Origin of the sequence: Variovorax sp. TBS-050B, from assembly GCF_029893635.1 — a bacterium.
In the GTDB taxonomy this organism is placed as follows: domain Bacteria; phylum Pseudomonadota; class Gammaproteobacteria; order Burkholderiales; family Burkholderiaceae_C; genus Variovorax.
In genome coordinates, this window is sequence record NZ_JARXYR010000002.1 from 1,064,010 (window position 1) to 1,089,121 (window position 25,112).

General features: G+C 70.7%; 21 protein-coding genes and 1 pseudogene. 15 read left to right on the forward strand and 7 right to left on the reverse strand.

Annotated features, from left to right (window positions below; genetic code table 11):
• Window positions 1–36: 36 nt before the first annotated feature.
• Both M2165_RS08105 and M2165_RS08110 read left to right on the forward strand, forming a co-directional pair.
• On the forward strand, window positions 37–852 hold the full coding sequence (locus M2165_RS08105; protein ID WP_280814146.1) for a crotonase/enoyl-CoA hydratase family protein: 816 nt from the start codon (window positions 37–39) through the stop codon (window positions 850–852).
• A gap of 2 nt (window positions 853–854) precedes the next feature.
• The gene (locus tag M2165_RS08110; protein WP_280814147.1) at window positions 855–2,189 is read left to right on the forward strand and encodes a serine hydrolase; all 1,335 of its coding nucleotides are present in this window, start codon (window positions 855–857) and stop codon (window positions 2,187–2,189) included.
• Between the two features lie 7 nt (window positions 2,190–2,196).
• On the opposite strand, the gene M2165_RS08115 is transcribed toward M2165_RS08110, so the two are convergent.
• Window positions 2,197–2,967, reverse strand: a complete 771-nt coding sequence (locus tag M2165_RS08115; protein ID WP_280814149.1) for a type III pantothenate kinase — start codon at window positions 2,965–2,967, stop codon at window positions 2,197–2,199.
• 134 nt (window positions 2,968–3,101) lie between these two features.
• Between M2165_RS08115 and lysM the strand changes: the two genes are divergently transcribed.
• On the forward strand, window positions 3,102–3,575 hold the full coding sequence (lysM, locus tag M2165_RS08120; RefSeq protein ID WP_280814150.1) for a peptidoglycan-binding protein LysM: 474 nt from the start codon (window positions 3,102–3,104) through the stop codon (window positions 3,573–3,575).
• 68 nt (window positions 3,576–3,643) lie between these two features.
• On the opposite strand, the gene M2165_RS08125 is transcribed toward lysM, so the two are convergent.
• Entirely contained in the window at window positions 3,644–4,078 is a 435-nt protein-coding gene (locus tag M2165_RS08125; protein ID WP_280814151.1) for a rhodanese-like domain-containing protein, read from the reverse strand.
• Between the two features lie 146 nt (window positions 4,079–4,224).
• Between M2165_RS08125 and M2165_RS08130 the strand changes: the two genes are divergently transcribed.
• The 3 genes and pseudogenes from M2165_RS08130 (at window position 4,225) to M2165_RS08140 (ending at window position 8,027) form a co-directional block, all read left to right on the forward strand.
• Window positions 4,225–5,340, forward strand: coding sequence for a TRAP transporter substrate-binding protein (locus tag M2165_RS08130; protein ID WP_280814152.1), 1,116 nt, complete (start codon window positions 4,225–4,227; stop codon window positions 5,338–5,340).
• Window positions 5,341–5,432: 92 nt separating this feature from the next.
• Window positions 5,433–6,053 (forward strand): TRAP transporter small permease subunit, encoded by a 621-nt coding sequence (locus tag M2165_RS08135; RefSeq protein ID WP_280814153.1) that lies wholly within the window; start codon window positions 5,433–5,435, stop codon window positions 6,051–6,053.
• A pseudogene (locus tag M2165_RS08140) lies at window positions 6,050–8,027 on the forward strand (TRAP transporter large permease subunit). The gene M2165_RS08135 and the pseudogene M2165_RS08140 overlap by 4 nt, the downstream one beginning before the upstream one ends.
• A gap of 107 nt (window positions 8,028–8,134) precedes the next feature.
• Here the strand turns inward: M2165_RS08140 and M2165_RS08145 are convergent.
• Window positions 8,135–10,186 carry a PEP/pyruvate-binding domain-containing protein gene (locus M2165_RS08145; RefSeq protein WP_280814154.1) on the reverse strand — a complete coding sequence of 684 codons (2,052 nt, stop codon included), beginning with the start codon at window positions 10,184–10,186 and terminating at the stop codon, window positions 8,135–8,137.
• 138 nt (window positions 10,187–10,324) lie between these two features.
• Between M2165_RS08145 and M2165_RS08150 the strand changes: the two genes are divergently transcribed.
• The gene (locus M2165_RS08150) at window positions 10,325–12,256 is read left to right on the forward strand and encodes a DUF6600 domain-containing protein (RefSeq protein ID WP_280814155.1); all 1,932 of its coding nucleotides are present in this window, start codon (window positions 10,325–10,327) and stop codon (window positions 12,254–12,256) included.
• 72 nt (window positions 12,257–12,328) lie between these two features.
• Complete coding sequence (gorA, locus tag M2165_RS08155; protein ID WP_280814156.1) at window positions 12,329–13,687, forward strand: glutathione-disulfide reductase; 1,359 nt, start codon at window positions 12,329–12,331, stop codon at window positions 13,685–13,687.
• 105 nt (window positions 13,688–13,792) lie between these two features.
• On the opposite strand, the gene M2165_RS08160 is transcribed toward gorA, so the two are convergent.
• On the reverse strand, window positions 13,793–14,701 hold the full coding sequence (locus M2165_RS08160) for a 2-dehydropantoate 2-reductase (RefSeq protein WP_280814158.1): 909 nt from the start codon (window positions 14,699–14,701) through the stop codon (window positions 13,793–13,795).
• Window positions 14,702–14,780: 79 nt separating this feature from the next.
• On the opposite strand from M2165_RS08160, the gene M2165_RS08165 reads away from it, so the two are divergent.
• Together M2165_RS08165 and M2165_RS08170 are read left to right on the forward strand one after the other, a co-directional pair.
• The gene (locus M2165_RS08165; RefSeq protein ID WP_280814159.1) at window positions 14,781–16,298 is read left to right on the forward strand and encodes an AMP nucleosidase; all 1,518 of its coding nucleotides are present in this window, start codon (window positions 14,781–14,783) and stop codon (window positions 16,296–16,298) included.
• Between the two features lie 159 nt (window positions 16,299–16,457).
• Complete coding sequence (locus tag M2165_RS08170; RefSeq protein WP_280814160.1) at window positions 16,458–17,417, forward strand: tripartite tricarboxylate transporter substrate binding protein; 960 nt, start codon at window positions 16,458–16,460, stop codon at window positions 17,415–17,417.
• 12 nt (window positions 17,418–17,429) lie between these two features.
• Here M2165_RS08170 and M2165_RS08175 read toward each other — a convergent pair whose 3' ends face one another.
• Window positions 17,430–18,143, reverse strand: coding sequence for a helix-turn-helix transcriptional regulator (locus M2165_RS08175; protein WP_280814161.1), 714 nt, complete (start codon window positions 18,141–18,143; stop codon window positions 17,430–17,432).
• Between the two features lie 83 nt (window positions 18,144–18,226).
• Here M2165_RS08175 and M2165_RS08180 point away from each other — a divergent pair, with 83 nt between their 5' ends.
• On the forward strand, window positions 18,227–19,405 hold the full coding sequence (locus M2165_RS08180; RefSeq protein WP_280814162.1) for a cytochrome P450: 1,179 nt from the start codon (window positions 18,227–18,229) through the stop codon (window positions 19,403–19,405).
• Between the two features lie 21 nt (window positions 19,406–19,426).
• Here M2165_RS08180 and M2165_RS08185 read toward each other — a convergent pair whose 3' ends face one another.
• Together M2165_RS08185 and M2165_RS08190 are read right to left on the reverse strand one after the other, a co-directional pair.
• The gene (locus tag M2165_RS08185; RefSeq protein ID WP_280814163.1) at window positions 19,427–20,398 is read right to left on the reverse strand and encodes a pyridoxamine 5'-phosphate oxidase family protein; all 972 of its coding nucleotides are present in this window, start codon (window positions 20,396–20,398) and stop codon (window positions 19,427–19,429) included.
• The gene (locus M2165_RS08190; protein ID WP_280814164.1) at window positions 20,395–21,111 is read right to left on the reverse strand and encodes a glutathione S-transferase; all 717 of its coding nucleotides are present in this window, start codon (window positions 21,109–21,111) and stop codon (window positions 20,395–20,397) included. Before M2165_RS08190 ends, M2165_RS08185 begins: the two co-directional genes overlap by 4 nt.
• A gap of 111 nt (window positions 21,112–21,222) precedes the next feature.
• Here M2165_RS08190 and M2165_RS08195 point away from each other — a divergent pair, with 111 nt between their 5' ends.
• From M2165_RS08195 to M2165_RS08210, 4 genes are all read left to right on the forward strand, one after another.
• Entirely contained in the window at window positions 21,223–22,113 is an 891-nt protein-coding gene (locus tag M2165_RS08195) for a LysR family transcriptional regulator (protein ID WP_280814165.1), read from the forward strand.
• A 62-nt stretch (window positions 22,114–22,175) separates the two neighbouring features.
• Window positions 22,176–23,138, forward strand: coding sequence for an ATP-binding cassette domain-containing protein (locus M2165_RS08200; protein ID WP_280814166.1), 963 nt, complete (start codon window positions 22,176–22,178; stop codon window positions 23,136–23,138).
• Window positions 23,139–23,155: 17 nt separating this feature from the next.
• A complete protein-coding gene (locus M2165_RS08205) occupies window positions 23,156–24,019 on the forward strand; it encodes an ABC transporter permease (RefSeq protein ID WP_280814167.1) in 864 nt (287 codons plus the stop codon).
• Window positions 24,020–24,658: 639 nt separating this feature from the next.
• Window positions 24,659–25,111, forward strand: coding sequence for a MarR family transcriptional regulator (locus M2165_RS08210; RefSeq protein ID WP_280814168.1), 453 nt, complete (start codon window positions 24,659–24,661; stop codon window positions 25,109–25,111).
• Window position 25,112: the final 1 nt, after the last annotated feature.

The following is a 25,112-nucleotide window of genomic DNA, read 5'->3' on the forward strand; positions in this document are numbered from 1 at the left end:
GCAGAAGAAACAACGAAGAAAGGAGACAACCCGCCCATGACCGCCATACCCACCACCCCGCCGCCCGAGGGCTGCATCGACACCCAGGTGATCGGCCACGTGCTGCTGATCGGCATCAACCGTCCCGCCAAGCGCAACGGCTGGACGCCGCCGATGTTCCGCCAGCTGGCCGAGGCCTACACCCGGCTCGACGACGACCCCGAGCTGCGCGTGGGCGTGCTGCATGCCTTCGGCGACCACTTCACGGCCGGGCTCGACCTGCCGGCAGTGGCCGAGTACATGAAGCGCGGCGAGAAGGCGATCCCGCCGGGCCTGGTGGAGCCGCACGACTACGGCCTCGAGGGCTACCGGCGCCGCAGCAAGCCGATGGTGGCGGCGGTCAAGGGCATCTGCTTCACGGTCGGCATCGAGCTGATGCTCGGCGCCGACATCGTGGTGGCGGCCGACGACTGCCGCTTCTCGCAGATGGAGGTGCAGCGCGGCATCATGGCCACGGGCGGCGCCACGCTGCGCATGGCCGAGCGCGCCGGGCTGGGCAATGCGATGCTGCACCTGCTCACGGCCGACGAGTTCGACAGCGCCGAGGCCTACCGCCTGCACTTCGTGCAGAAGGTGGTGCCCGCTGGCCAGGAGCTCGACGCGGCGCTCGCCATCGCCGAGCGCATCGCGGCGCAGGCGCCGCTGGCGGTGGTGGCGACCCGGCTCAACGTCATCAAGGCCATCGAGCAGGGGCCGCTCGCCGCGGTGGCCGAATTCATCGAGACGCAGAAGCGCCTGTCGAACAGCGAGGACGCGGCCGAAGGCGTGCGCTCCTTCGTCGAGCGCCGGCCGGCGCGCTTCAGCGGGCGTTGACCATGCGCATCCTCCCTCCCCGCGCGGCGCTCGCCGCCGCCGCCCTCGCACTGCTTGCCGTGAACACTTCCACCAGCGCCCAGACCGCCGCGCCCGCCGCACTGCCCGACCCGCAGGCCACCTCCGTCGAAGCGCTGGGCTGGATGAAGGGCTTTCCGCCGCCGCCCGACAAGCTGATCACCTTCGACAATCCCGCGGGCGGCGTGTTTCCGCGCACGCGCTGGAGCTTCTCGCACGTGCGCGAGACGGTGCCCACGGCCAACGTCTGGCGCGGCGGCGGCGCGGCGAGCCCGCTGCCCGCGGCGCCGCGCGCGGACCTCGAGGCCGTGCGCTACAGGCCGCTCGGCAGCGACCAGACGATGAGCTTCGCGCAGATGATCGCGGGCACCTACACCGACGGCATCCTCGTGCTGCATCGCGGCCGCGTGGTCTACGAGAAGTACTTCGGCGCGCTCACGCCCGAGCGGCCGCACCTCGCGATGTCGGTCACCAAGTCCTTCGTCGGCACGCTCGCGGCCATCCTCGCCGACGAAGGCCGGCTCGACCCGGCGGCACCGGTCACGAAGTACCTGCCCGAACTCAAGGACACGGCCTACGGCGACGCCACCGTGCGGCAGGTGATGGACATGACCATCGGCGTGCGCTACTCCGAGAACTACGCCGATCCCAAGGCCGAGATCTGGGACTACGCGCGCGCGGGCGGCATGCTTCCGCGCGGCGCCGACTACGCGGGGCCGAAGTCCTTCTACGAGTTCCTCGGCACGCTGCAGAAGGAAGGCGCGCACGACGAGGGCTTCGCGTACAAGACCGTCAATGCCGAGGTGCTCGCCTGGGTGCTGCGCCGCGCGAGCAACCAGTCGCTCGCCGACCTGCTGAGCGAGAAGATCTGGCGCCGCATCGGCGCGGAGCAGGACGCGTACTTCATGGTCGACCGCATCGGCACCGAGTCGGGCGGCGGCGGCCTCAACACCACGCTGCGCGATCTCGCGCGCTTCGGCGAGACGATGCGCAACGGCGGGCGCGCAGCCGACGGCCAGCAGGCCATCCCGAAGGCCGTGGTCGAGGACATCCGGCGCGGCGGCGACCGCGCGAAGTTCGCGAAGGGCGGCTACGCGCTGCTGCCCGGCTGGTCGTACCGCAACATGTGGTGGGTCTCGCACAACCCGCACGGCGCATACATGGCGCGCGGCATCCACGGCCAGAGCCTCTACGTCGATCCGAAGGCCGAGATGGTGATCGCGCGCTACGCCGCGCATCCGGTGGCGGCCAACGCGGGCAACGACCCGCTCACGCTGCCGGCCTTCCAGGCGCTGGCCGAGGCGCTGATGGCACCCTGAGCGGCGCTCAGCCGCGCGCCTGCGCGATGACGAGCAGCCCGTCCATGATCAGGCTCTCGACGAGCTCGAAGTGCCCGTTCATCGCGGGCGCCATCTTCCAGCCCGCGCCGCCCGTCATGTAGCAGGCGGGCTCGGCGCCGCAGTGCGAGCGCACGTGCTGCACCATGCGTTCGACCGCACCCGCGATGGCGTAGGTGCCGCCGCTGGTCAGCGCATCGCTGGTGTTGGTGGGGAACTCGCGCACCTCGCCGGTCGGCACGTGCAGGCCTGCGGTGCCCGACTCGAGCGCGCGCAGCATGATGCCGTGGCCCGGCAGGATCAGGCCGCCGAGGAACCTGCCGTTCGCATCGACCGCTTCCACCGTGACCGCGGTGCCGATCAGCACCACCACCATCGGCCGCGCCGGCCCCGCGGCCAGCATGCGGTGGCGCGCGCCGATCATCGCCACCCAGCGGTCGGCGCCGAGCCGCGTCGGATGGTCGTAGCCGTTGACGATGCCGGCCTCGGCCGCGCTCGCGACCACCCAGCGCGGCATGCAGTCGAAGCGCTCGGTCACCTGTTCCTCCGCACGTCGGCGCACCGCGTCGCCGGCCACCACGCAGCCGAGCATCGACGCCGGTGCGGGCAGTGCGGCCCAGGGCCCGTCGCCGAGGCGCTCGATGTGGTCGAGGAACTCGGCCCCGTGCGCGAGCAGCGCGGCGCCGGGGCGCGGTGCGTCGTAGAGCGCCCATTTGAGCCGCGTGTTGCCGATGTCGATCGCGAGGAAGGGGGAAGCCATGCGCGGCATTATTGCGACTTTGTGGTTACGCCTGCTGACGTATCGGTCCCGAATGCGCCTCGCGCCTACTCGCTCCTGCCGCATTTCGCCGCTACATTCGCGGTTCCCAACAACCAAGGTGCAAGGAGAGAACCATGGGTTTGCTTAGTTTCATCAAGGAAGCCGGCGAAAAGCTGTTCGGCGGCTCGTCCGCCAACGCCGCCACGCCCGCCGGCCCCGATGCCAACCAGGCCGCGGCCGCCGCCATCAAGACTTACATCGAGACACAGAACCTCGGCCTCAGCAATCTCCAAGTCACCTACACCGCGAGCAGCGGCGTCGTGACCCTCGCCGGCAATGCCCCCTCGCAGGAAGCCAGCGAAAAGGCCTCGCTCGCCGCCGGCAACGTGGCCAACGTGACGAGCGTCGAAAACAACCTCGTCGCCCCGCCGGCACCGCCCGCGCAGTACCACGACGTCGTCAAGGGCGACACGCTCTCGGCCATCTCGAAGAAGTACTACGGCGACGCCAACAAGTACAACACCATCTTCGAAGCCAACAAGCCGATGCTGAGCCATCCGGACAAGATCTATCCGGGGCAGAAGCTGCGCATTCCGCCGCTCAAGTGAGCGGCGCCTACCGCGCATGACGCCAGAGGCCCGCCGGAGACGGCGGGCCTTTTTTCATGCGCGCCGGTTCAGTTCTGCTTCCACGGCAGCCCACGCTTGCGCCAGCCGCCCAGCTGCCCGCGGTGGCCGTGCTCGTCGGGGTTGCCCTCGAAGCCCTCGAGGATGTTGTAGGCCTCCAGGCCCAGTTCGGTCGCGCGCTTCGCGGCCGCCACCGAGCGCACGCCGCTGCGGCACAGCAGCACGAGCTTCCTGCGGCCGCCCTCGGCGGCGGCGCGCACGCCTTCGTCGAAGCCGGGGTTCATCGCCATACCGGGCCATTGCTTCCAGGCCACGGGCACCGCGCCGGGCACGAAGCCGACCCACTCGCGCTCGGCGTCGCTGCGCACGTCGACCATCACCGCCTCGCCGCTCGCCATCCACTGCGCCGCCTGCTCGGGCGTGACGTCGCCGGCATAGCCGTCGGCAGGCTGCGTCGCCGTGTTTCGCTCGACGGGTGCATTCATTTCCGCGTCCTTTCGATCGCCGGGGCGGCCTTGCTCTGAACATTCATTTCTATAACCTTCGTAAAAACCCTGTTTGTCACGTTTTGCTGCACCCCAAAGATGGCGTTCTGGATTTTCCAGACCGCACTCTAAATGGAGACAGACACATGACAGACAGCAAATCGCCTCGCCGCCGCAATCTTCTGAAAGGGGCGGCGGTGGCCGCTGGCGCGATGTCCGCGCCCATGGTCAGCATGGCGCAGACCACGTCGCTGCGTTTCCAGAGCACCTGGCCTGCCAAGGACATCTTCCATGAATACGCGCAGGACTTCGCCAAGAAGGTCAACGACATGGCGGGCAACCGCCTCAAGATCGAGGTGCTGCCGGCCGGTTCGGTGGTGCCGGCGTTCCAGCTGCTCGATGCGGTGGCCAAGGGCACGCTCGACGGCGGCCACGGCGTGGTGGCCTACTGGTACGGCAAGAACTCGGCGCTGGCGCTCTGGGGCTCGGGTCCGGGCTTCGGCATGGACGCGAACATGGTGCTGGCCTGGCACTACTACGGCGGCGGCAAGGCGCTGATCGAGGAGATCTACAAGGGCCTGAACCTCGACGTGGTGTCCTACCTCTACGGCCCGATGCCGACGCAGCCGCTCGGCTGGTTCAAGAAGCCGGTGGCGCGCGCCGAGGACATGAAGGGCCTGAAGTTCCGCACCGTGGGCCTCGCGGTCGACGTGTTCACCGACATGGGCACGGCCGTGAACCCGCTGCCCGGCGGCGAGATCGTGCCGGCGCTCGACCGCGGCCTGATCGATGCGGCCGAGTTCAACAACGCCTCGAGCGACCGCGTGCTGGGCTTTCCCGACGTGGCGAAGAACTGCATGCTGCAGAGCTTCCACCAGTCGGGCGAGCAGTTCGAGATCCTGTTCAACAAGGGCAAGCTCGCAGCGCTGCCGGCCGAGCTCAAGTCGATCATCGACTATGCGGTGCAGGCCGCGAGCGCCGACATGAGCTGGAAGGCGATCGAGCGCAACTCGCAGGACTACATCGAGCTCAAGAAGTCCGGCATCAAGTTCTACAAGACGCCCGATGCGATCCTGCGCGCGCAGCTCGCCTCGTGGGACAAGACGGTGGCCAAGAAGTCGGCCGAGAACCCGATGTTCAAGAAGGTGCTCGACTCGCAGAAAGCCTTCGCCCAGCGCGCCGGCCAGTGGCAGAACGACTACACGGTCGATTTCAAGATGGCCTACAACCACTACTTCGGCGCGCAGGCCAAGAAGTCCTGAGACGGCCGCCACGTCGATGCGAGGGCACCGGGCGGTGCCCTCTTTTCATGCCCGTCCATGCCGCGCCCGGCCGCGGCGAGGAGTTCTTCTCGATGCAATCTTTCCTGTTGGCCGTCGACCGGTTCTCGACCTGGATCGGCAAGACCTTCGCCTGGTGCGCGCTGCTGCTGACGCTGCTGATCAGCTGGGAGGTGTTCTCGCGCTACGTGCTGAACCATCCGCACGCCTGGGTGCTCGATGCGCAGATCATGCTGTACGGCGCGATGTTCATGACCGCGGGCGCCTACACCCTGTCGAAGAACGGCCACGTGCGCGGCGACGTGCTCTACGGCTTCTTCCGTCCGCGCACGCAGGCGCTGGTGGACCTGGTTCTCTACATCGTCTTCTTCCTGCCGGGCATCGTCGCGCTGACCTGGGCCGGCTGGGTCTATGCGGGCGAATCGCTCGCGATCCGCGAGCAGACCTTCTCGGCCGAGCCGCTGCCGCTCTATCCGTTCAAGTACATCATCCCGCTCGCCGGCTTCACGCTGCTGCTGCAGGGCCTGGTCGAGATCATCCGCTGCGTGCAGTGCATCCAGCGCGGGTCCTGGCCCTCGCGCGAGCAGGACGTCGAAGAGGTCGACGTCGACAAGCTCAAGGAGATGGTGAACGTGAAGGACGAGGACATCGCCGCGCTCGACCGCGTGGTGACGGCCAAGGAGGGCACGCGATGAGAATCCGCCGCGAACTCTGGTTCGGCCTCTCGTTCATGGCGCTGATCGTGATCGGCGCCGCCGCGATGCTGCTGAGCGCCGACACCATCACCAACGGCCACCTCGGCCTGCTGATGCTCTCGCTCGTGGTGGTGGCGATCATGCTGGGCTTTCCGACCGCCTTCACGCTGATGGGCATGGGCATGCTCTTCACCTGGCTCGCCTACGACCGCGACTGGCACCGCACGCTCGACCTGATGGTGCAGTCGGCCTACAAGACCATGGCCAACGACGTGCTGATCGCGGTGCCGCTGTTCGTCTTCATGGGCTACCTGGTCGAGCGCGCCAACCTGATCGAGTCGCTGTTCAAGAGCCTGCACCTGTCGCTCGCGCGGCTGCCGGGCGCGCTCGCCGTGGCGACGCTCGTGACCTGCACCATCTTCGCGACCGCGACCGGCATCGTGGGTTGCGGTGGTCACGCTGATGGGCCTGCTGGCGCTGCCCTCGATGCTGCGCGCGGGCTACAGCGTGCCGCTGGCCGCGGGCGCGATCACCGCGGGCGGCTGCCTGGGCATCCTGATCCCCCCCTCGGTGCTGTTGATCGTCTACGGCGCCACGGCCGGCGTGTCGGTGGTGCAGCTCTATGCGGGCGCGTTCTTCCCGGGGCTGATGCTGGCCTCGCTCTACGTGGTGTACGTGATCATCGTCGCGAAGCTCAAGCCGCAGTCGGCGCCCCCGCTGTCGGCGGCCGAGCGCGTGGTGCCGCTGCCGCCGCTGTCGCAGCGCATCGCCGGGAGCCCCGCCTCGCATGCGGTGCTCGGGCTGCTCAAGGGCCGGCGCAATGCCGAGGTGCCGCTCTCGCACATCCTGCGACAGCTCGGCATCGTCGCGCTGCCGGGCGTGATCTTCCTGCTGCTCGCGGGCTTCAGCTACAAGGCCGTGACCACGGTCGCGGTGCAGGAACGCTACGAGATCCAGGAGATCGGCGCCGCGCGCAGCGGCGGCGGCTCCTCGCTCGCCGAGCCCTCGGCGGGCGGATTGCAGGAGCCGCCGGCCGAAGGCGGGCTCGCCGAGCCCCCGGCCGAGGGCGGCGGACTGCAGGAGCCTCCCTCGGCCGAAGCCGCGCCCGCGGCGCCCGCGGCAGGCGGGGTCGCGGAGCCGCCGGGCGCAGCCCCCGCACCGGCCGCGCCGGCCGCGGCGGCGAACGCCGAGCAGGCCCCGGCCGACGGCGCATCGACCCAGCCCGCGCCCAGGTGGTGGTGGATCACCTTCGCCGTGCTGGGCGCGATCACCGTGCTGTTCTACCTGTTCCTGAGCTTCGCGCGGCTCGAGGTCTTCAAGATGCTGCTGGCCTCGTTCTTCCCGCTGGTGCTGCTGATCCTCGCGGTGCTCGGCTCGATCGTGCTCGGCCTGGCCACGCCGACCGAGGCGGCGGCGATGGGCGCGCTCGGCGGCATGCTGCTGGCCGCGGCCTACCGCCGGCTCAACCTCACGGTGCTCAAGGAGTCGGTGTTCCTCACGGCCAAGACCTCGGCCATGGTGTGCTGGCTGTTCGTGGGCTCGGCCATCTTCTCGGCCGCCTTCGCGCTGCTCGGCGGCCAGGCGCTGGTCGAGCAGTGGGTGCTCGGCATGAACCTCACGAAGCTGCAGTTCCTGGTGCTGAGCCAGGTCATCATCTTCCTGCTCGGCTGGCCGCTCGAGTGGACCGAGATCATCGTGATCTTCATGCCCATCTTCATCCCGCTGCTCGACAACTTCGGCGTCGATCCGCTGTTCTTCGGCCTGCTGGTGGCGCTCAACCTGCAGACGGCCTTCCTCTCGCCGCCGGTGGCGATGGCGGCCTTCTACCTCAAGGGCGTGAGCCCGCCGCACGTGACGCTGAACCAGATCTTCCTGGGCATGCTGCCGTTCATGGGCATCCAGGTGCTCGCGATCCTGCTGCTCTACGTCTTTCCGCAGATCGGGCTGTGGCTGCCGCAGCTGCTCTACAAGTAGCCCCGATGCCAGGGCACCCGCGGAACCGGCTCTGCCGGGCCGCCGGGTGCGCCCCTTGAGGGGGAGTCGAGCGACACGCGGTGCGCGAGGGACGGGGTGGTTTCATTTCAGCGGCGCCGCTCCACATAGGGCCGCGCCTGCAGCAGCACGATGCGGTCGCCCACGGTGGCCCATTCGATGTCCTGGTCGACGCCGCCGAAGGCGCGCTTCACGGCCGCGCCGACGGCCGCGAGGCGCACCACCAGCGCGTCGGTCAGCACCTGGCGGCCGGCCTCGACCGGCACCTCCTTCACGCCGCCGTCGCTGTCGAGCTGCAGCGCGGTGTCCTCGGCCGAGCGGCTCAGCACCTGGATCGCCTTCGACCAGCTCGAATAGATCAGCTGCTCGGCGATGCGCCGGCCCTCGACCACGCGGATGCCGATGCCGCGCTTGGCCGAGATGTAGGTGGTGTGCGCGCGGCCCGCGTCGAAGGGGTCGCGCGTGATCATCACGCCCGCCGCCGAGGCGTCGATGGCCGTCTGCACGAACACGCCCATCAGCACCGATTCGGCGCCGAAGCCCGCGGCGCCGCGCGCCTCCCAGGCCTCGGCGTTGAAGACCGAGGCCCAGACCTTCTTCACCGCGAGTTCGAGCGCATCGCCGGTGCGCACGTTGGGCACCGTGGTGTAGAGGCCGGCGCCGCTGAAGCCCGGCAGGTCTTCCGAATTCGACGAGCTGCGCACGAACACGCCGCCGCCGCCGAGCTGCGACTGCCAGGCGGCGCGCCAGGACGCGGCGGTGGCCGGATCGACGGGCCAGCCGACGATCTCGTCGCGCAGCTGCGCCAGCGCCTTCTGCCGCGCCTGCGGATCGCTCGCGAAGCCCGGCGCGCGCTGCATGCGCGCGATGCGCTCGGGCAGGCCGTGGGCGCGCATGAAGCGGTCGTACTGCGCGAACGGAATGCAGAAGCCGTCGGGCACCGAGGTGCCGGGAATGCGCGCGGCCTGCAGCGCGCCGAGGTTCGCGGCCTTCACGCCGCACTGCGCGCTGTGCCGCGCGCGCAGGGCCGCGAGCGGCAGCAGCCGGGTCTCGCGCAGGTCGGGCTGCACCGCGCGCCGGCCGCCCGGCACCGCGCCCGCGGCGGCGACGCGCGCCGCGCGCGGCGGCAGCGCGGCGATCTCCTCGGGCGTGAGCCGGCGCACCTGGTAGCCCGAGGCCGCGACCTTGAGCGCGACCCACTGGCCCGCATGTTCGCGCAGCACCGCGGCCGCATCGCGCACGTAGGCATTCGGAATGCCCCAGCCCTTGGCGAGCAGGTTGACGTGCGACAGCGCGGTCGAGGGCCGCTCGGTCAGCACGCCGGCCACGGGCGGCAGGCTGATCGGCACTTGGCGCAGCACGGCGATGTCGTCGGGCAGCAGCGCATTCAGCGCCTGCGCGCCCGCGGCCGCCTCGTCGACGATGCGCACCCGGCCGGTGGCGGTGCCGAGGTTCATCGGCAGGTAGGGCTGCTCGCGGATCAGCGCCTCCTGGCTCACGGCCTCGATGCCGGCCTCCTGCGCCACGCGGTCGTGCAGCGTGGAATTGGTCTTGAACTTCACCGGCGCGAAGAAGCTCGCCCTGAGCTGCGCATCGGCCTCGCGCAGCAGCGCGGGCGTGAGCCGGTCGCCTTCCCAGAACTCGTAGGTGAAGCTGCCGATGTTCTGCTGCCAGCTCAGCGTGCCGAACAGGAAGCGCCGGTCCGGTGCCAGGTAGTTGCGGTCGATCTCGCGCTTGCCCGCATGCGGCGCGAGCCCGGTCTCGCGCACGTAGCGCAGGTGCAGCTGGTAGCGCGGCGTGTCGATGTAATGGGTGCGGACCGGCTTCGCGCGCCGGTCGACGACGAACAGCAGGTGCGGCAGCGCCATCGGCGTGCCGGCGTCGTAGACGCGCGCGAGCGCATCGAAGTCGGCGCGGCTGCGCAGCGCGGGCAGTGCGCCGGGCCGCGGCGCGGCCGCGGCTTCGGGCGGGGACGGATGATTCTGCTGCTGGTAATAAGAGGGCTTGCGGGCGAGCTGCGCCTGCGCGGGCAGTGCGGCCAGCCCCAGGGTCGCCGCCGCCAGCGCCGCCGCCCACCGCGAGCCGCTATGGTTCTGGTAGCGCACCTCGCTCGGTGCGCGGGCCCTGCTGTCGGATTTCATCGGAGATTCCTCATTACATGCGGTTGCCGAATCTGCACGCGCTTCACCAAGCCGGCGGGCGGCGCTGACAGCGGCAGCGGATTCTCGCGCGTTACAAATACGAAGCCACTCACCGGTCCGCCAAAGCCAGAAATCTTTATGAACGCCCTTCCCTCCCTCCATCGGCCGCTCGCGCGCTGGCTGCTCGGCCTTGCGCTGCTGGGCCTCGCCGCCGCGGCCAGCGCCCAGCAGGATCCGCCGGGCCGCGTGGCGCGCCTGAACCTGCAGCAGGGCAGCGTGAGCTTCGCGCCCGCGGGCGACGAGCGCTGGTACGACGCCCAGCCCAACCGCCCGCTCACCACCGGCGACCGGCTCTGGACCGACCGCACGGCGCGCGCCGAAGTCCACATCGGCTCGGCCGCGCTGCGCATGGACGGCCAGACCCATGTGGAGTTTTCCGAACTCGACGACGACACGGTGCGCCTGACCGCGAACCAGGGCCAGCTGCAGCTGCGCGTGCGCGAGGAGCTCGCCGGCCAGCGCGTCGAGGTGGACACCGGCAATCTCTCGCTGGTGATCGAGGCGCCGGGCGAATACCGCATCGCCGCCGATCCACGCGGCGACACGACGTGGGTCGCCGTGGCCTCGGGCCGCGCCACGCTGCATGGCGAGAACGGTGCATCGCAGCCGCTGGAGGCGCGCCAGCAGCTCATGGTGACCGGCCGCAACCTGCAGGCGGCCGGCATGGCACCGCCGCTGAACACCGCCTTCGACGCCTGGGTGGCCGAACGCAACCGCGTCGAGGACCAGTCGATCTCCGCGCGCTACGTCTCGCGCGAAGTGGTGGGCTACCAGCAGCTCGACGCCTACGGCGACTGGCAGAACGACCCCGGCTACGGCGCGGTCTGGTTCCCGCGCAACGTCGATGCCGACTGGGCGCCCTACCGCGACGGCCAGTGGGTCGACATCGCGCCCTGGGGCCTGACCTGGGTCGATGCCGCGCCCTGGGGCTTCGCGCCCTTCCACTACGGCCGCTGGGCCCGCATCGGCCCGCGCTGGGCCTGGGTGCCGGGGCGCATCGCGCCGCGGCCGGCGTATTCGCCCGCGCTGGTCGGCTTCGTCGACGGCCGCAGCGACGTCGGCTGGTTTCCGCTCGCGCCCGGCGAGGCCTGGCGCCCCGGCTACCGCGCGAGCCAGCGCTACCTCGACCGTGTGAACCGCATGGCCGCATGGCGCGACCGCCAGGCCGAATTCCGCAGCGGCCTCTACGCCAACCAGCAGATGCCCGGCGCCGTGACGGTGCTGCCGGCCGAGCGCTTCGGCCGCGGCGCGTTCAGCCGGCGCGACCTGGTGCGCCAGCCCGACGAGCGCTTCGTGCGCGCGCCCGTGGTGCCCGTGCCCGGCGTGCCGCTCACCAACTTCGCGCCCGGCTTCGGCCGCCCGGCCGCGGTGGCACCGCCCGTGCAGCTGGTACAGCGCGAGCAGCGGGAACGGCGCTGGGAGCAGGAGCGCCGGGCGCAGCAGATGCAGCAGGCGCAACAGCTCCAGATGCAGCAGCAGCACCAGCAGCTCCAGCAGCAGCGCCAGCAGATGGATTGGCAGCATGAGCAGGGCCGGCGCGAACAGGACTGGCGCCAGCGCGCCGCGCAGGACCCGTGGCAGGACCGCCAGCAGCGGCAGCAGCAACAGCAGATGCAGATCCAGCAACAGCAGCAACAGGCACGCCAGCAGCAGGAGATGCAGCAGCGTGCGATCCAGGCGCAGCAGCAGGCGCAGGCGCAACAGCAGCTGATGCAGCAGCAACGCGCGGCCCAGCAGCAGGCATTGGCCCAGCAACAGATGCTGCGCCAGCAGCAGGAAGCGCAGCAGCGCGCGGCGCAGATGCAGCAGCAACTGCAGGCGCAGCAGCAGGCCCAGCAGAACGCCGCGCGCCAGGCGCAGGAGGCACAGGTGCGTGCGATGCAGCAGCAGCGCGGCTTCACCGCGCCGCAGCCGCAGCCGCAGCCGCAACCGCGTCCGGGCGTGCCGGCCCCGGGCGCCGGCGACGATCGCCGCCGCATGATGAGCTCGCCCGACTCGCAGCAGCGCTGAGTTCAGGCAAGCCCCCGCGCCAACGACGCGCCAGGCCGGCGGCTACAGTCGCCGCCAAGGAGCGTCTTTTCCATGGCCACATTCGACTTCGATCTCTTCGTCATCGGCGGCGGCAGCGGCGGCGTGCGCGCCGCGCGCATGGCCGCGCAGCGCGGCGCACGCGTGGCGCTCGCTGAGGCGGGCGCGCTCGGCGGCACCTGCGTCAACGTGGGCTGCATCCCGAAGAAGCTCTACAGCTACGCAGCCGGCTACGCCGAGTCCTTCGAGGAGGCCGCGGGCTACGGCTGGCGGCTGCCGCAGGCGCCGCGCTTCGACTGGGCGCATCTGAAGGCGCAGCGCGCCAGGGAGATCGCGAGGCTGAACGGCGCGTACGCCGCGCTGCTGAAGAACTCGGGCGTGCAGCTCGTCACCGGATGGGCCCAGCTCGCCGATCCGCACACCGTCACGGTCGACGGCAGGCGCTACACCGCGAAGAACCTGCTCGTCGCCACCGGCGGCACGCCCTTCGTGCCCGAGATCCCGGGCCGCGAGCATGCCGTCACCTCCGACGACATGTTCGACCTCGATCCGTTCCCCAAGCGGCTGCTGGTGGTGGGCGGCGGCTACATCGCCTGCGAGTTCGCCTCCATCTTCAACGGCCTGGGCGCCCGCGTCACGCAACTGCAGCGCAGCGCGCACCTGCTCACGGGCTTCGACGACGACGTGCGGCAGTTCCTCGCGCACGAGATGGGCAAGGCCGGCGTCGACGTGCGGCTCAACGTCGAGGCGGCCTCGATCGCGCGCGGCGCCGACGGGCTGGTGGTCACGCTGGCGCGTGGCCAGCAGGTCGAGGCGGACACGGTGCTCTTCGCCACCGGCCGCGTGCCCAACACCCGCGAACTGGGCCTCGAGGCCGTGGGCGTGGCGCTCGGCGAACACGGTGCCATCGCGGTCGATGCCGACTACCGCAGTTCGGTGCCGTCGATCTACGCGGTCGGCGACGTCTGCACCCGCGTGCCGCTCACGCCGGTGGCGCTGGCGGAGGCGATGGTGGTGGTCGATGCGCTGTTCGGCGAAGGCCGGCGCCGCCTGGATTACGAATACATCCCCACTGCCGTGTTCACGCATCCGAACATCGGCACCTGCGGCTACACCGAGACCGATGCGCGCGCGAAGTTCGGCGAGGTCACGGTGTTCTCGAGCGAGTTCAAGTCGCTGCGCCACACGCTCTCGGGTCGCAGCGAGCGCACCTTCATGAAACTGGTGGTCGAGAAGGCCACCGACCGCGTGGTCGGCCTGCACATGGTCGGCGCCGAGGCCGGCGAGATCGTGCAGGGCTTCGCGGTCGCGATGCGCGCGGGTGCGACGAAGGCGATCTTCGACGGCACGGTCGGCATCCATCCGACGGCGGCCGAGGAGTTCGTGACGATGCGCGAGCCCATGCCGGGGTAAGGGCTCGCCCCCAGGCTGCGCGCACTTCGTGTCGCTCCTCCTCCCCCCTCTCCGGGGGCAACACCAGCGGCCCGGCGAAGCCGGTTCCGCGGTGTTCGCGCCCGATCAGGGTCGATTCGAAGGCTGCCGGCCTTCCAGCAGCTTCACCAGCACCCACAGCACGCGGTTGGCCGGCGTGGGCACGCCGAGCGCTTCGCCGCGCCGCACGATCAGGCCGTTGAGATGGTCGATCTCGCTCGGCTTGCCGCGCGCGAGGTCCTGCGCGGTCGACGAGTATTGCGAGGGCATGGTCCGCGCGATCGCCTCCACCGCGGCGCCGGTGTCGCCGACCACCGCGATGCCCTCGGCCTTCGCCACCGCGAGGCATTCGGCCACCACGTCGCGGATGACCTCGGCCACGCCCTGCCCCTTCACCAGTTCGCCGTAGGGCAGCTGCGTGACGGCGGAGAGCGCGTTGTAGGCGCAGTTCAGCACCAGCTTGGCCCAGAGCGATCCGCGCACGTTGTCCGAGATCTGCGTCGGCACGCCGGCGGCCTCGAGGTGCCGCGCCACTTCCTCGCTCCGGCGCGACGGCGCGATCACCAGCTCGCCGCGCCCGTGGTGCTTCACATGGCCCGGACCGGCCATCTCGGTCGCCACGTAGACGACCGCGGCCGCCACGTCGTTCGCCGGCAGCACCGCGCGCACGCGCTCGTCGTTGTCCACGCCGTTCTGCAGCGTGAGCACCAGCGCACCGGGCGCGAGATGCGGCCCGATCTGCGCGGCGGCCGCCTCGGTGTCGGTGGATTTCACGCAGAACAGCACCAGGTCCGCGCCGCGCGCGGCCGCCGGATCGGTGCTCGCGCCGAGCGGCACCTGCACGTCGAAGCTTCGGGTCTCCAGCCGCAGCCCGCGGGCGCGCACCGCCTCCACGTGCGACGGCCGGCCGATCAGCACCACCTCGTGCCCCGCGCGCGCCAGCATCGCGCCGTAGTAGCAGCCGACCGCGCCGGCGCCCATGACCGCAACCTTCATCGCCGTCCTTTCCATGCATGTGCGAACCAGCCGCGAGGTTAGCGCAGCAGCCGGCGCGGACGCATTGCACAATCCCGCCATGCCCTACATGCCCACCTTCGTCGCCCCCGCCCGCTTCACCGATGCCGCCGCCGCCCTCGAACAGGTCAAGGCCATCTACCAGGACGGGCTGGCGCATCTGCGCGCGTCGATGCTGCGCTTCGTGGCCGGCGAGGCGCTGCCGGGCCGGGTGCGCGCCTGCTACCCCTACGTGCGGGTGCACACGCACACCGTCACGCGCCACACGCCGCCGGCCAATGCGGGGCTGAGCTACGGCTTCGTGGCGGGGCCGGGCCGCTACGAGACCACGCTCACGCGGCCGGACCTGTTCTCGCGCTACTACCTCGACCAGTTCCGGCTGCTGCTCGAGAACCACCAGGTCGAGCTCGAGGTCGGCACCAGCACGCAGCCGATACCGATCCATTTCTCCTTCGCCGAGAACGACCACATCGAAGGCACCATGAGCGACGAGCGCCGCGCGCTGATGCGCGACGTGTTCGACCTGCCGGACCTGGGCGTGATGGACGACGGCATCGCCAACGGCACCTTCGAGGCCCAGGCCGGCGAGGCGCAGCCGCTGTCGCTGTTCACGGCGGCGCGGGTCGATTACTCGCTGCACCGGCTGCGCCACTACACCGGCACCGCGCCCGAGTGGTTCCAGAACTTCGTGCTCTTCACCAACTACCAGTTCTACATCGACGAGTTCGTGCGCCTGGGCCACGAGGCGATGGCCGACGAGCACAGCGAGTACGTGGCCTTCATCGAGCCTGGCAACGTGATCACGCGGCGCCGCGGCCTCGCGGCCGGGGCGAGCGCGAACTACGGCGAGCTGCTCGACGGCAGCCAGGGCACCGCGCCGCCGCGGCTGCCGCAGATGCCGGCCTACCACCTGGTGCGCGAGGACTGCAGCGGCATCAGCATGGTCAACATCGGCGTGGGCCCGGCCAATGCCAAGACCATCACCGACCACATCGCGGTGCTGCGCCCGCACGCCTGGATGATGCTGGGCCACTGCGCGGGCCTGCGCAATGCGCAGCAGCTCGGCGACTACGTGCTCGCGCATGCCTACGTGCGCGAGGACCATGTGCTCGACGAGGAGCTGCCGCTGTGGGTGCCGATCCCCGCGCTGTCGGAGATCCAGCTCGCGCTCGAGAAGGCGGTGGCCGACGTCACGCGCTACGAAGGCCCCGACCTGAAGAAGATCATGCGCACCGGCACCGTGGCGAGCACCGACAACCGCAACTGGGAACTGCTGCCGGGCAACCAGCCGCAGCGCCGCTTCAGCCAGAGCCGCGCGGTCGCGCTCGACATGGAAAGCGCGACCATCGCCGCCAACGGCTTCCGCTTCCGGGTGCCCTACGGCACGCTGTTGTGCGTGAGCGACAAACCGCTGCACGGCGAGATCAAGCTGCCGGGCATGGCCAACCACTTCTACCGCCAGCGCGTGGAGCAGCATCTGCGCATCGGCATGCGGGCGATCGACATCCTGCGCCAGCAGGGATCGACCCGGCTGCACAGCCGCAAGCTGCGCAGCTTCGCCGAGGTCGCTTTTCAGTAATCGTTGGCACCAGCAAGGGTTTACCCCTAGTCGCGGGTGCATGCGGGCGTCGCAGTTCGCGGAGATCATTCGTTACCTCTCTCCACAACTGTTAACAAAATGACTCGTTTGACGACTGCGCGCCCTGCGAGCCTTTCCCGCCGCGACTTCACTGCATGGATGGCAGGCGCCGCCGCGGCGGCGGGCACCGGCTACGCCGTGTTCCGGGCCGCGCCCGCGCAGGCCGCCGAGCCGCAGCTCTTCGCGAAGCTGCGCATCGTGATCCCCGCCAACGAGGGCGGCGGCTGGGACCAGACCGGCCGCGCGCTCGGCGCGGCGCTGCTGGCCTCGGGCGCGGTGGGCGAGGTGGTGTACGAGAACATCGGCGGCAAGGGCGGCACCATCGGCCTCGCGAAGTACGTCGAGAAATACGACGCCGACGCCGAGACGCTGCTGATGAGCGGCATGGTCATGGTGGGCGCCGTGGCGCTGCAGAAGCCGCCGGTCACCATGGCCCAGGTGGCGCCGGTCGCGCGCCTGACGAGCGACTACGAAGTGGTGGCGGTCAAGGCCGACTCGCCGATCAGGACGCCCAAGGACCTGATCGCCCAGCTGCGCGCCGACCCCGCCAAGACGGTGATCGCGGGCGGCTCGGCCGGCGGCGTGGACCACATGTACGCCGGCATGCTGGCGCGCGTGGCGGGCAGCACCGCCAACCTCGTCTACCAGCCGCATCCGGGCGGCGCGCAGGTGGTGGAGTCGCTGGTCTCCGGCAAGGCGGCGGCCGGCATCTCGGGCTTCAGCGAATTCAGCGAAGGCCTCGCGAGCGGCAAGCTGCGCGCGATCGGCGTGTCGTCGAAGCGGCCGTTCCTCGGCATTCCCTCGGTGCGCGAGCAGGGCGTGGACGCCGACCTCGCGAACTGGCGCGGCGTGCTCACCGGCAAGAAAGTGCCGGCCGAGCGCAAGGCCGTGCTGCTCCAGGCGGTGCAGCGCGCCACCACCGCCGACGTGTGGCAGAAGACCATCAAGCGCAACAACTGGGACGCCTACTGGATGGCGGGCAAGGACTTCGAGAGCTTCCTCGAACTCGACCTCGCGATGGCGGGGCCGATCATCTACCTGCTCAAGCTCAAGGCCTGAGCGCCCGCAGGTTCAGGCGAACAGCTCGGGCAGTTCGCGGCGCGCCTTCGGGGTCAGCGTGAGCGCGCGGCCGTCGAGCGCCTTCTGCAGCCACCCGCGGCGCAGCGAGAGCTGGAGCCACGCGGCGCCGAGCGCCCCGCCGAGGTGCGGGCGGCGCTCGCTCCAGTCGAGGCAGGCACAGGCGAAGCGGCGCCGCGAGCGGCGCACCGCGTCGACCTCCACGCCCAGGCTCTCGAGCGCGATCGCGCCTTCCTGCGTGAGCTCGTAGGCGCCGCTCTGCAGCCCGCTGAGCCAGCCCTGAGCATGGAGCCGGTCGTGCAGCGCCACGCCCACGGTGCCGGCGATGTGGTCGTAGCAGGTGCGCGCGGTGCGCAGCCGGCTCGGCGTGCTCGGCGCGAAGGGGGCGGCGCGCGGCGCACCCGCCACCACCATCAGGCTCTCGAGCGCGGCGGCGACCTGCTCGCCGGCGAGCCGGAAGTAGCGGTGCTTGCCCTGCGCGAGCCCTTCGACGAGGCGCTCTTCGCGCAGCCGCGCGAGGTGCGCGCTCGCGGTGGAAGCCGCCACTTCGGCCACGGCGGCAAGTTCGGTCGCGGTGCGCGCATGGCCGTCCATCAGGCAGGCCAGCATGCGGGCGCGCGCCGGTTCGGCGATCGCGCCGGCCAGCCGGGCGAGCTGCACGTCGGCATCGGGCAGCGGTGACGACGAGGCGGAAGCGGAGGTGTCCATGCGCCGATGCTAAGGCGCGGGCGCATCCCACACTTCGCCGGCGAACGAAGTGTGGCCGCACGGCCGCATGCAGACTGCGGGCCATGAACCACAGCCCCGCTCCTTCGCCCGACGGCATGCCCGCCGACCCCGTCGCGGCCGTCACGCATGCCGATCCCTATCCGTTCTATGCAGCGCTTCGCGCCGGTCCGCCGCTCGCGTGGAACGACACGCTCCGGCTCTGGGTCGCGAGCCGCGCGGAGGTGATCGAGCCGCTGCTGCTCGCGCACGGCGCGCTGCGCGTGCGGCCCGCGGCCGAGCCGGTGCCGCGCGCGATCGCGGGCAGCGCCGCAGGCGAGGTGTTCGGGCACCTGGTGCGCATGAACGACGGCGCGGCCCACCAGGCCCACAAGCCCGCGCTGCAGCGCTCGCTCGCCGGGCTCGACCTCGAGGCCGCGCATGCGGCGGCCCTGCGGGTGGCGCAGGCGTTGCCGCTCCAACCCCTGTCCGAAGCGCTCTTCTCCGTGCCCGTGCGCACCGTCGCCCATCTGCTCGGCTTCGCGGACGAAGCGCTGCCGCAGGCCGACCGATGGATGCGCGATTTCGTCGCCTGCCTGTCGCCGCTCTCCGATGCGGCCCAGTTGGAGGCCGCCTCGGCCGCGGCCGCCGAACTCATGGCGCGCTTCGAGGAACTGGCCGCGAGCGCCGCGCCGCGCCACGGCACGCTGCTGGCGCAGGTGCGCGAGGCGCATCCGGCCGGCACGCCGGCCTCGCGCGCGCTGCTCGCGAACCTGGTCGGGCTGCTCTCGCAGACCTGCGATGCGACCGCGGGCCTGCTCGGCAACAGCCTCGTCGCGCTGCTGCGCGAGCCTGCGCTCCAGGAGCAGGCCGCGCCCACGCGCGCGCTGCTGCGCGCGGTGGTGGAAGAAACGGCGCGCCACGATGCGCCGGTGCAGAACACGCGGCGCTTCGTGGCCGCGCCGGTCACGCTCGCGGGCACGCAGCTCGCCGCGGGCGATGCGGTGCTGCTGGTGCTCGCGGCCGCGAACCGCGATCCCGCGTTCAATCCCGAGCCGGACGATTTCTCGCTGGTTCGCGCGCGCCGCAGGACGCTGGGCTTCGGCCACGGCGTGCATGCCTGCCCGGGCCAGGCGCTGGCCTGCGCGCTCGCGGCCGCGGGACTCGAGGCGCTGCTGAAGCGCACGCCCGATCTCGCGGCCCTGCGCGCGCGCGGCTGGCACTACCGCCCCTCGGCCAACGCGCGCATTCCCGTCTTTCACTGACGGGAAGCCGAGCGCGCGCTGTCAGGCCCCCGGCGCGGCCCAGCGGCCGGTGCCTTCGAGGTGCGGCGACAGCTGCGCCTCGCCCCAGCGCAGCGGCAGCGCGCCGGGGCGGCGCAGCGCATGCCGCACATGGAGACGCAGCAGGCGCTCGGCACCTTCGAAGGACGCGAGCTCGGGGCCGTCGAGCACCAGTTCCGCGGTCGCCGCCACATGCAGCAGGTCGCCGTTGTCGTGGTCGATGAACAGCAGCCCAGCGCGCGGATGCGCGACCAGGTTGCCGAGCGTGTTGAAGAAGCGGTTGCCGTTGAAGTCGGGCACGGTCAGCACGCCGCCTTCGTCCACGCGCACGAAACCGGGCCGGCCGCCGCGGTGCGACACGTCCACGCCCTGCGCGCGCGCATCGGCCTCGTCGCCCGCGGCGGCAGCACCGGGGTAGGCGGTGGCGATGAACAGCGTGTCGGCACTGCCGATGAGCCGCTCGGCCGCAAGGTCGAGCGCATCGAGCCGCTGCACGGGCGCGGCGGCGGCGCCTGCCGCCATGAACGCGGGTTCGCGCGCCTGGATGTAGCGCGGGCAGTTGCCGAAGCTCTGCTGCACCTCGACCGTGAAGCCGCCCGCGTCGAGCGCCTCGACCGTGCCGTTCATGCGGTTGCGCCGCCGCGTGTGCGGCTCGATGCCCAGGAGGCCGAGCGTGGCGCCTTCGGCGAGCTGCGCCGCCAGCGGATCGCCGGCCGCGGGCAGCGCATCGATGCGCAGGTGCGTGGGATCGGGCGAATGCGCGAAGCCCGCGGGCGCCGCGAGCACGCTGGCCCAGGGCTGCAGTTCGGCGTCCAGGCTGCCGACCACGAGGAACGGCAGTTGCGCGAAGAACTCGCGGTGCTGGTCGGGCATGTAGTCCCGGATCACGCGCGGCCCCGCGGCCGCCATGCGGTCGCGCCAGCCGGTCTGCTGCTGCAGCGCACGCTCGCCGGCGTGGAACGGCGCGGCGATCATGCCGTAGCCGCCGCTGTGGCCGACGACGTGGCCGCGAGCCCCACGGGCGTGCGCACCATCGGCACGAAGCCCGGCAGTGCCTCGATGCGCGCGAGCCAGGCACGCAGCTGCGGGTAGGGGTCGAGCGACACGCTGCCCTCGGGCGCATGGGCCACGTAGGCGTAGTTCGCGATGTCGGCGAGGGTGACCGACGGCCCGGCGAGGAAGTCCTGCCGCTGCAGGTGCGTTTCCATCACCGCCAGCAGCAGGTGCGAGCGCGAGACGGTTTCCGCGGGATCGGCCGGCAGGCCGAACAGCGCCATCACCCGCGCCGCCGCTGGGCCGTAGGCGAGCGGACCCGCGGCCACCGAGAACCAGCGCTGCACGCGCGCCGCGCCGACCGGATCGCGCGGCATCCAGCGCCCCGGGTCGCTCGCGTAGCGCGCGTTGAGGTACACCAGGATCGCATTCGAATCGGCCAGCGTGAGCTCGCCGTCCTCGATCACCGGCACCTGGCCGAAGGGGTTGCGCGCGAGGAACTCGGGCGTGCGGTGGGCCTTCTGGCGCAGGTCGACCTCGACGAACTCGAAGGGCAGGTCGAGCAGCGACAGGAAGAGCCGCACGCGGTGCACGTGGCCCGAGATCGGCGTGCCGAAGAGCTTGATCGGCTGCGCGGGGCGGGCGGCCGGGGTATGGGCAGTGGGGGCGGCGGGGTTGGTGTGGCGGGCGTCCATGGTGCGTTTCCTCGAAGGGGCTGTGGGATGCACGCATTCTTCTTTACTCCGCGGAATGAATGAATAGCCTTCTTCGGATTTCACTGCTTCGATTTCCGGTTTAATCGCGCGATGGACCGCTTCAAAGCCATGCAGACCTTCGTGCAGATCGCCGACCAGGGCAGCCTCACGCGCGCCGCCGACGCACTGGGCAGTTCGCTGCCCGCGGTGGTGCGCTCGCTCGCCGCGCTCGAGGCCCACCTCGGCGTGCGCCTGTTCCAGCGCACCACGCGCCGCCTCTCGCTGACCGAGGAAGGCCGCCACTACCTCGCGAGCGCGCGCGAGGTGCTGCTCGCGGCCGAGGCCGCGGACCGCGCGCTCAAGACCGAGGCGCGCGAGCCCGCGGGGCACCTCACGATCACCGCGCCGGTGCTGTTCGGCCACATGTACGTGGCGCCGGCCATCACGCGCTTCATGCAGCGCCACGAGAAGGTGCGCTGCAGCGTGCTGCTGCACGACCGCACGGTGAACCTGCTCGAGGAAGGCATCGACGTTGGCATCCGCATCAGCCCGCTCGAGGATTCCTCGCTCGTGGCGCAGCCGCTCGGCACCATCCGCCGCGTGGTGGCCGCGAGCCCGGCGTTCCTGCAGCGCCATGGCGTGCCGCGGCATCCGCGCGACCTGGCGGGCGCGCCCTGCGTGCGCGGCCGGCTCGACGCGCCGACGCAATGGACCTTCCGCGAAGGCGGCAAGCGCATCGGCGTGACGCCCGACAACCGGCTCGCCTTCAACCACCTCGCGCCCGCCGTCGAGGCCTGCGCCGCGGGCATGGGCTTCGGCAGCTTCTTCTCCTACCAGGTGCTGTCGCACGTGGACCAGGGGCGGCTGCAGCTGGTGCTCGAGGACTTCGAACCGCCGCCGCGCCCGGTGAGCGTGATCTATCCGAACGCGCGGCTGCTGCCGGCGCGCACGCGCGCGTTCATCGACTGGATGAAGGCGGAGTTCGACGGCTTCCGGTTGTAGGACTGCTTCCTGCGCGCCGGCCGCCCACAGACAGCGCCGCGCGGCTGCGTCAGAATGGCCGCGTGCCGACCCCCACGCCAGACCCCACCCCCGCCTCCCCGCCCTCGTTCCTGTTCAGGGCCAGCCAGCTCCAGAAGCGCTACGGCGACACCACCGTCGTCGACGATCTCTCGTTCGAGATCGCGCCCGGCGAGTGCCTGGGCGTGATCGGCCCGAACGGCGCCGGCAAGACCACCACCATCCGCATGTGCCTGGGCCTGACCGAGCCCGACAGCGGCCGCATCGAAGCGCTCGGGCTGCAGATGCCGCGCGACGCGCTCGCGATCAAGGCGCAGCTCGGCGTGGTGACGCAGTTCGACACGCTCGACCCCGACTTCAGCTGCGCCGAGAACCTCGTGGTCTACGGCCGCTACTTCGGCTACGGCAAGGCCGAGGTGCTCGCGCGCGTGCCGCAGCTGCTCGACTTCGCCGCGCTGTCGCACAAGGCCGACGCCAAGCCCGGCGAACTCTCGGGCGGCATGCGCCGGCGCCTGTCGCTCGCGCGCGCACTGGTCAACGACCCGAAGCTGCTGATGCTCGACGAGCCCACCACCGGCCTCGATCCGCAGGCGCGCCATCTGATGTGGGAGCGGCTGCAGGTGCTGCTGCAGCAGGGCAAGTCGATCCTTCTGACCACGCACTTCATGGACGAGGCCGAGCGCCTGTGCTCGCGCCTGCTCGTGCTCGACCACGGCCGCAAGATCGCCGAGGGCCGGCCGCGCGACCTGATCGAGGCGCATCTGGAACCCGACGTGGTCGAGGTGTACGGCAACGGCGCCCTGACGCTGGCCAATGCGCCCGAACTGCAGGGGCTGGCGGCGCGGGTGGAAGTGAGCGGCGAGACCGTGTTCTTCTACACCGAGGATGCGCGGCGCCTGCTCGAAGCGCTGGGGCGGCACGGGCGGCTGCGCACCTTCCACCGCCCCGCCAACCTCGAAGACCTGTTCCTCAAGCTCACGGGCCGGCAGATCCGCGAGGACGGCTAGCCGGAGACTTCATCGACATGACGACGACCACCACCACGCCCGCCGCCACCGCATCGGCGCCCGAACCCCTTCGCGCATCGCCCCCGCCGCCCTCGGCATGGCGCGCGCCCGAACTCTCGCTGCGCTGGTGGCCGGTGTTCCTGCGCAACCTGCTGGTGTGGAGGAAGCTCGCGATACCCAGCCTCATCGGCAACATCGCCGAACCGCTGATCTGGCTCGTGGCCTTCGGCTACGGCATGGGCGCGCTGGTCGGGCAGGTGACGGTCGACGGCCGGCAGGTGCCCTACATCCTCTTCCTGGCCAGCGGCTCGATCTGCATGAGCGCGATGAACGCCGCGAGCTTCGAGGCGCTGTATTCGGCCTTCTCGCGCATGCACGTGCAGAAGACCTGGGACGGCATCATGAACGCGCCCGTCGGGCTGGACGACATCGTGCTGGCCGAGATGCTCTGGGCCGCGTTCAAGTCGATCTTCACCGTGACCGCGATCCTGTGCGTGATGCTCGGGCTCGGCATCAGCCACAGCCCGAAGCTGGTGGTGGCGTGGATGGTGCTGGCGGGGGCGGGCATCACCTTCTCCTCGATCGCGCTGATCTTCAACGCGCTCGCGAAGGGGTATGACTTCTTCACCTACTACTTCACGTTGTTCATGACGCCGATGATGTTCCTGAGCGGCGTGTTCTTTCCGCTGGAGCAACTGCCTTCGGTGGTGCGGGCCGTGGCCGCGTGGCTGCCTTTGACCAATGCGGTGGCGCTGGTTCGGCCCCTGTTCATGGATCAATGGCCGCGGGGGTGGGCTGTTCATGGGGCGGTGTTGGTGGTTTATGCGGTTGTGGCGTTTTGGGTGGCGTTGGGGTTGACTCGGAGGCGGTTTCGGCGGTGAGGGGTTTTTGGGGTCCGGGGCCGGGTCTCGCCCCGGCGGGCGACTCACTTTCTTTTGCTTCGCCAAAAGAAAGTAAGCAAAGAAAAGGCGACCCTACTGTCTGTGTCCCTCCGCTTCGCTGCGGGCAACCTGCGGTGCTCGACTCCGGCGGGGGTCCGCAGAACTCGCTCCGCTGCGCTGCGCTCAGACAGCTGCGGCCCTGATCCCGCCTCCATCTCCGCTCCTCGGCACAGCCAGAAGGGAGGGGGAGCCCAGCCGGCCATCGCTTCGCTCGGCCAGCAACGCGCGCACGCGCAGCGTGCGCGCTTGTGTTTGGGGCCGAGCGAAGCGACGGCCCGTCGGTTTCCCTCCCCCTCTGGCTGCGCCGAGGAGCGGAGTGTTTCGCGGATCAGGGCTCGCAGCTGTTTGAGCGAAGCGAGTTCTGCGAGACCCCGCGAAACGCGAGCACCGCAGGTTGCCCCGTAGCGCAGCGAAGGGGTCGCAGACAGTGGGGGTCGCCTTTCTTTGCTTACTTTCTTTGGCGAAGCAAAGAAAGTGAGTCGCCCGCCGGGGCGAGACCCGGCCCCGGAAAACAACTCCACCCATGCCTAAAAAAGAATTACATTGCACACAATTAAATCGCACACTACAATCCACCCCATGCCCACCCCACCAACAACAGACGACATGCTCAAGCTGGACAACCAGCTCTGCTTCGCCGTCTATTCCGCCTCGTTGGCCATGACCCGCCTCTACAAGCCGGTCCTGGAAAAGCTGCAGCTCACCTATCCGCAATACCTCGTCATGCTCGCCCTCTGGGAGCAGGACGGCCTGATGGTCTCCGAGCTCGGCGAGCGCCTCTCGCTCGACTCGGGCACGCTCACCCCGCTGCTCAAGCGCCTCGAAGCCAACGGCTACGTCGCCCGGCTGCGCGACGTGGCGGACGAGCGCCGCGTGCGGGTCACGCTCACGGCCTCGGGCCGCAGGCTCAAGGCCCGGGCGGCGAGCGTGCCGGGTTGCCTGATGGCCGCGTCGCAGTGCTCGGTGCCCGAGCTCGTCGCGCTCACCCAGCAGATCCAGACCCTGCGCGACCGCATCCGCAAGGCCGCCTGAG

What these genes read in the sequence shown, in the direction of transcription:
- M2165_RS08105 (WP_280814146.1), top strand. Translation starts at nt 37, where the DNA reads ATGACCGCCATACCCACCACCCCGCCGCCCGAGGGCTGCATCGACACC.
- M2165_RS08110 (WP_280814147.1), top strand. Translation starts at nt 855, where the DNA reads ATGCGCATCCTCCCTCCCCGCGCGGCGCTCGCCGCCGCCGCCCTCGCA.
- M2165_RS08115 (WP_280814149.1), bottom strand. Translation starts at nt 2,967, where the DNA reads ATGGCTTCCCCCTTCCTCGCGATCGACATCGGCAACACGCGGCTCAAA.
- lysM (WP_280814150.1), top strand. Translation starts at nt 3,102, where the DNA reads ATGGGTTTGCTTAGTTTCATCAAGGAAGCCGGCGAAAAGCTGTTCGGC.
- M2165_RS08125 (WP_280814151.1), bottom strand. Translation starts at nt 4,078, where the DNA reads ATGAATGCACCCGTCGAGCGAAACACGGCGACGCAGCCTGCCGACGGC.
- M2165_RS08130 (WP_280814152.1), top strand. Translation starts at nt 4,225, where the DNA reads ATGACAGACAGCAAATCGCCTCGCCGCCGCAATCTTCTGAAAGGGGCG.
- M2165_RS08135 (WP_280814153.1), top strand. Translation starts at nt 5,433, where the DNA reads ATGCAATCTTTCCTGTTGGCCGTCGACCGGTTCTCGACCTGGATCGGC.
- M2165_RS08145 (WP_280814154.1), bottom strand. Translation starts at nt 10,186, where the DNA reads ATGAAATCCGACAGCAGGGCCCGCGCACCGAGCGAGGTGCGCTACCAG.
- M2165_RS08150 (WP_280814155.1), top strand. Translation starts at nt 10,325, where the DNA reads ATGAACGCCCTTCCCTCCCTCCATCGGCCGCTCGCGCGCTGGCTGCTC.
- gorA (WP_280814156.1), top strand. Translation starts at nt 12,329, where the DNA reads ATGGCCACATTCGACTTCGATCTCTTCGTCATCGGCGGCGGCAGCGGC.
- M2165_RS08160 (WP_280814158.1), bottom strand. Translation starts at nt 14,701, where the DNA reads ATGAAGGTTGCGGTCATGGGCGCCGGCGCGGTCGGCTGCTACTACGGC.
- M2165_RS08165 (WP_280814159.1), top strand. Translation starts at nt 14,781, where the DNA reads ATGCCCTACATGCCCACCTTCGTCGCCCCCGCCCGCTTCACCGATGCC.
- M2165_RS08170 (WP_280814160.1), top strand. Translation starts at nt 16,458, where the DNA reads ATGGCAGGCGCCGCCGCGGCGGCGGGCACCGGCTACGCCGTGTTCCGG.
- M2165_RS08175 (WP_280814161.1), bottom strand. Translation starts at nt 18,143, where the DNA reads ATGGACACCTCCGCTTCCGCCTCGTCGTCACCGCTGCCCGATGCCGAC.
- M2165_RS08180 (WP_280814162.1), top strand. Translation starts at nt 18,227, where the DNA reads ATGAACCACAGCCCCGCTCCTTCGCCCGACGGCATGCCCGCCGACCCC.
- M2165_RS08185 (WP_280814163.1), bottom strand. Translation starts at nt 20,398, where the DNA reads ATGATCGCCGCGCCGTTCCACGCCGGCGAGCGTGCGCTGCAGCAGCAG.
- M2165_RS08190 (WP_280814164.1), bottom strand. Translation starts at nt 21,111, where the DNA reads ATGGACGCCCGCCACACCAACCCCGCCGCCCCCACTGCCCATACCCCG.
- M2165_RS08195 (WP_280814165.1), top strand. Translation starts at nt 21,223, where the DNA reads ATGGACCGCTTCAAAGCCATGCAGACCTTCGTGCAGATCGCCGACCAG.
- M2165_RS08205 (WP_280814167.1), top strand. Translation starts at nt 23,156, where the DNA reads ATGACGACGACCACCACCACGCCCGCCGCCACCGCATCGGCGCCCGAA.
- M2165_RS08210 (WP_280814168.1), top strand. Translation starts at nt 24,659, where the DNA reads ATGCCCACCCCACCAACAACAGACGACATGCTCAAGCTGGACAACCAG.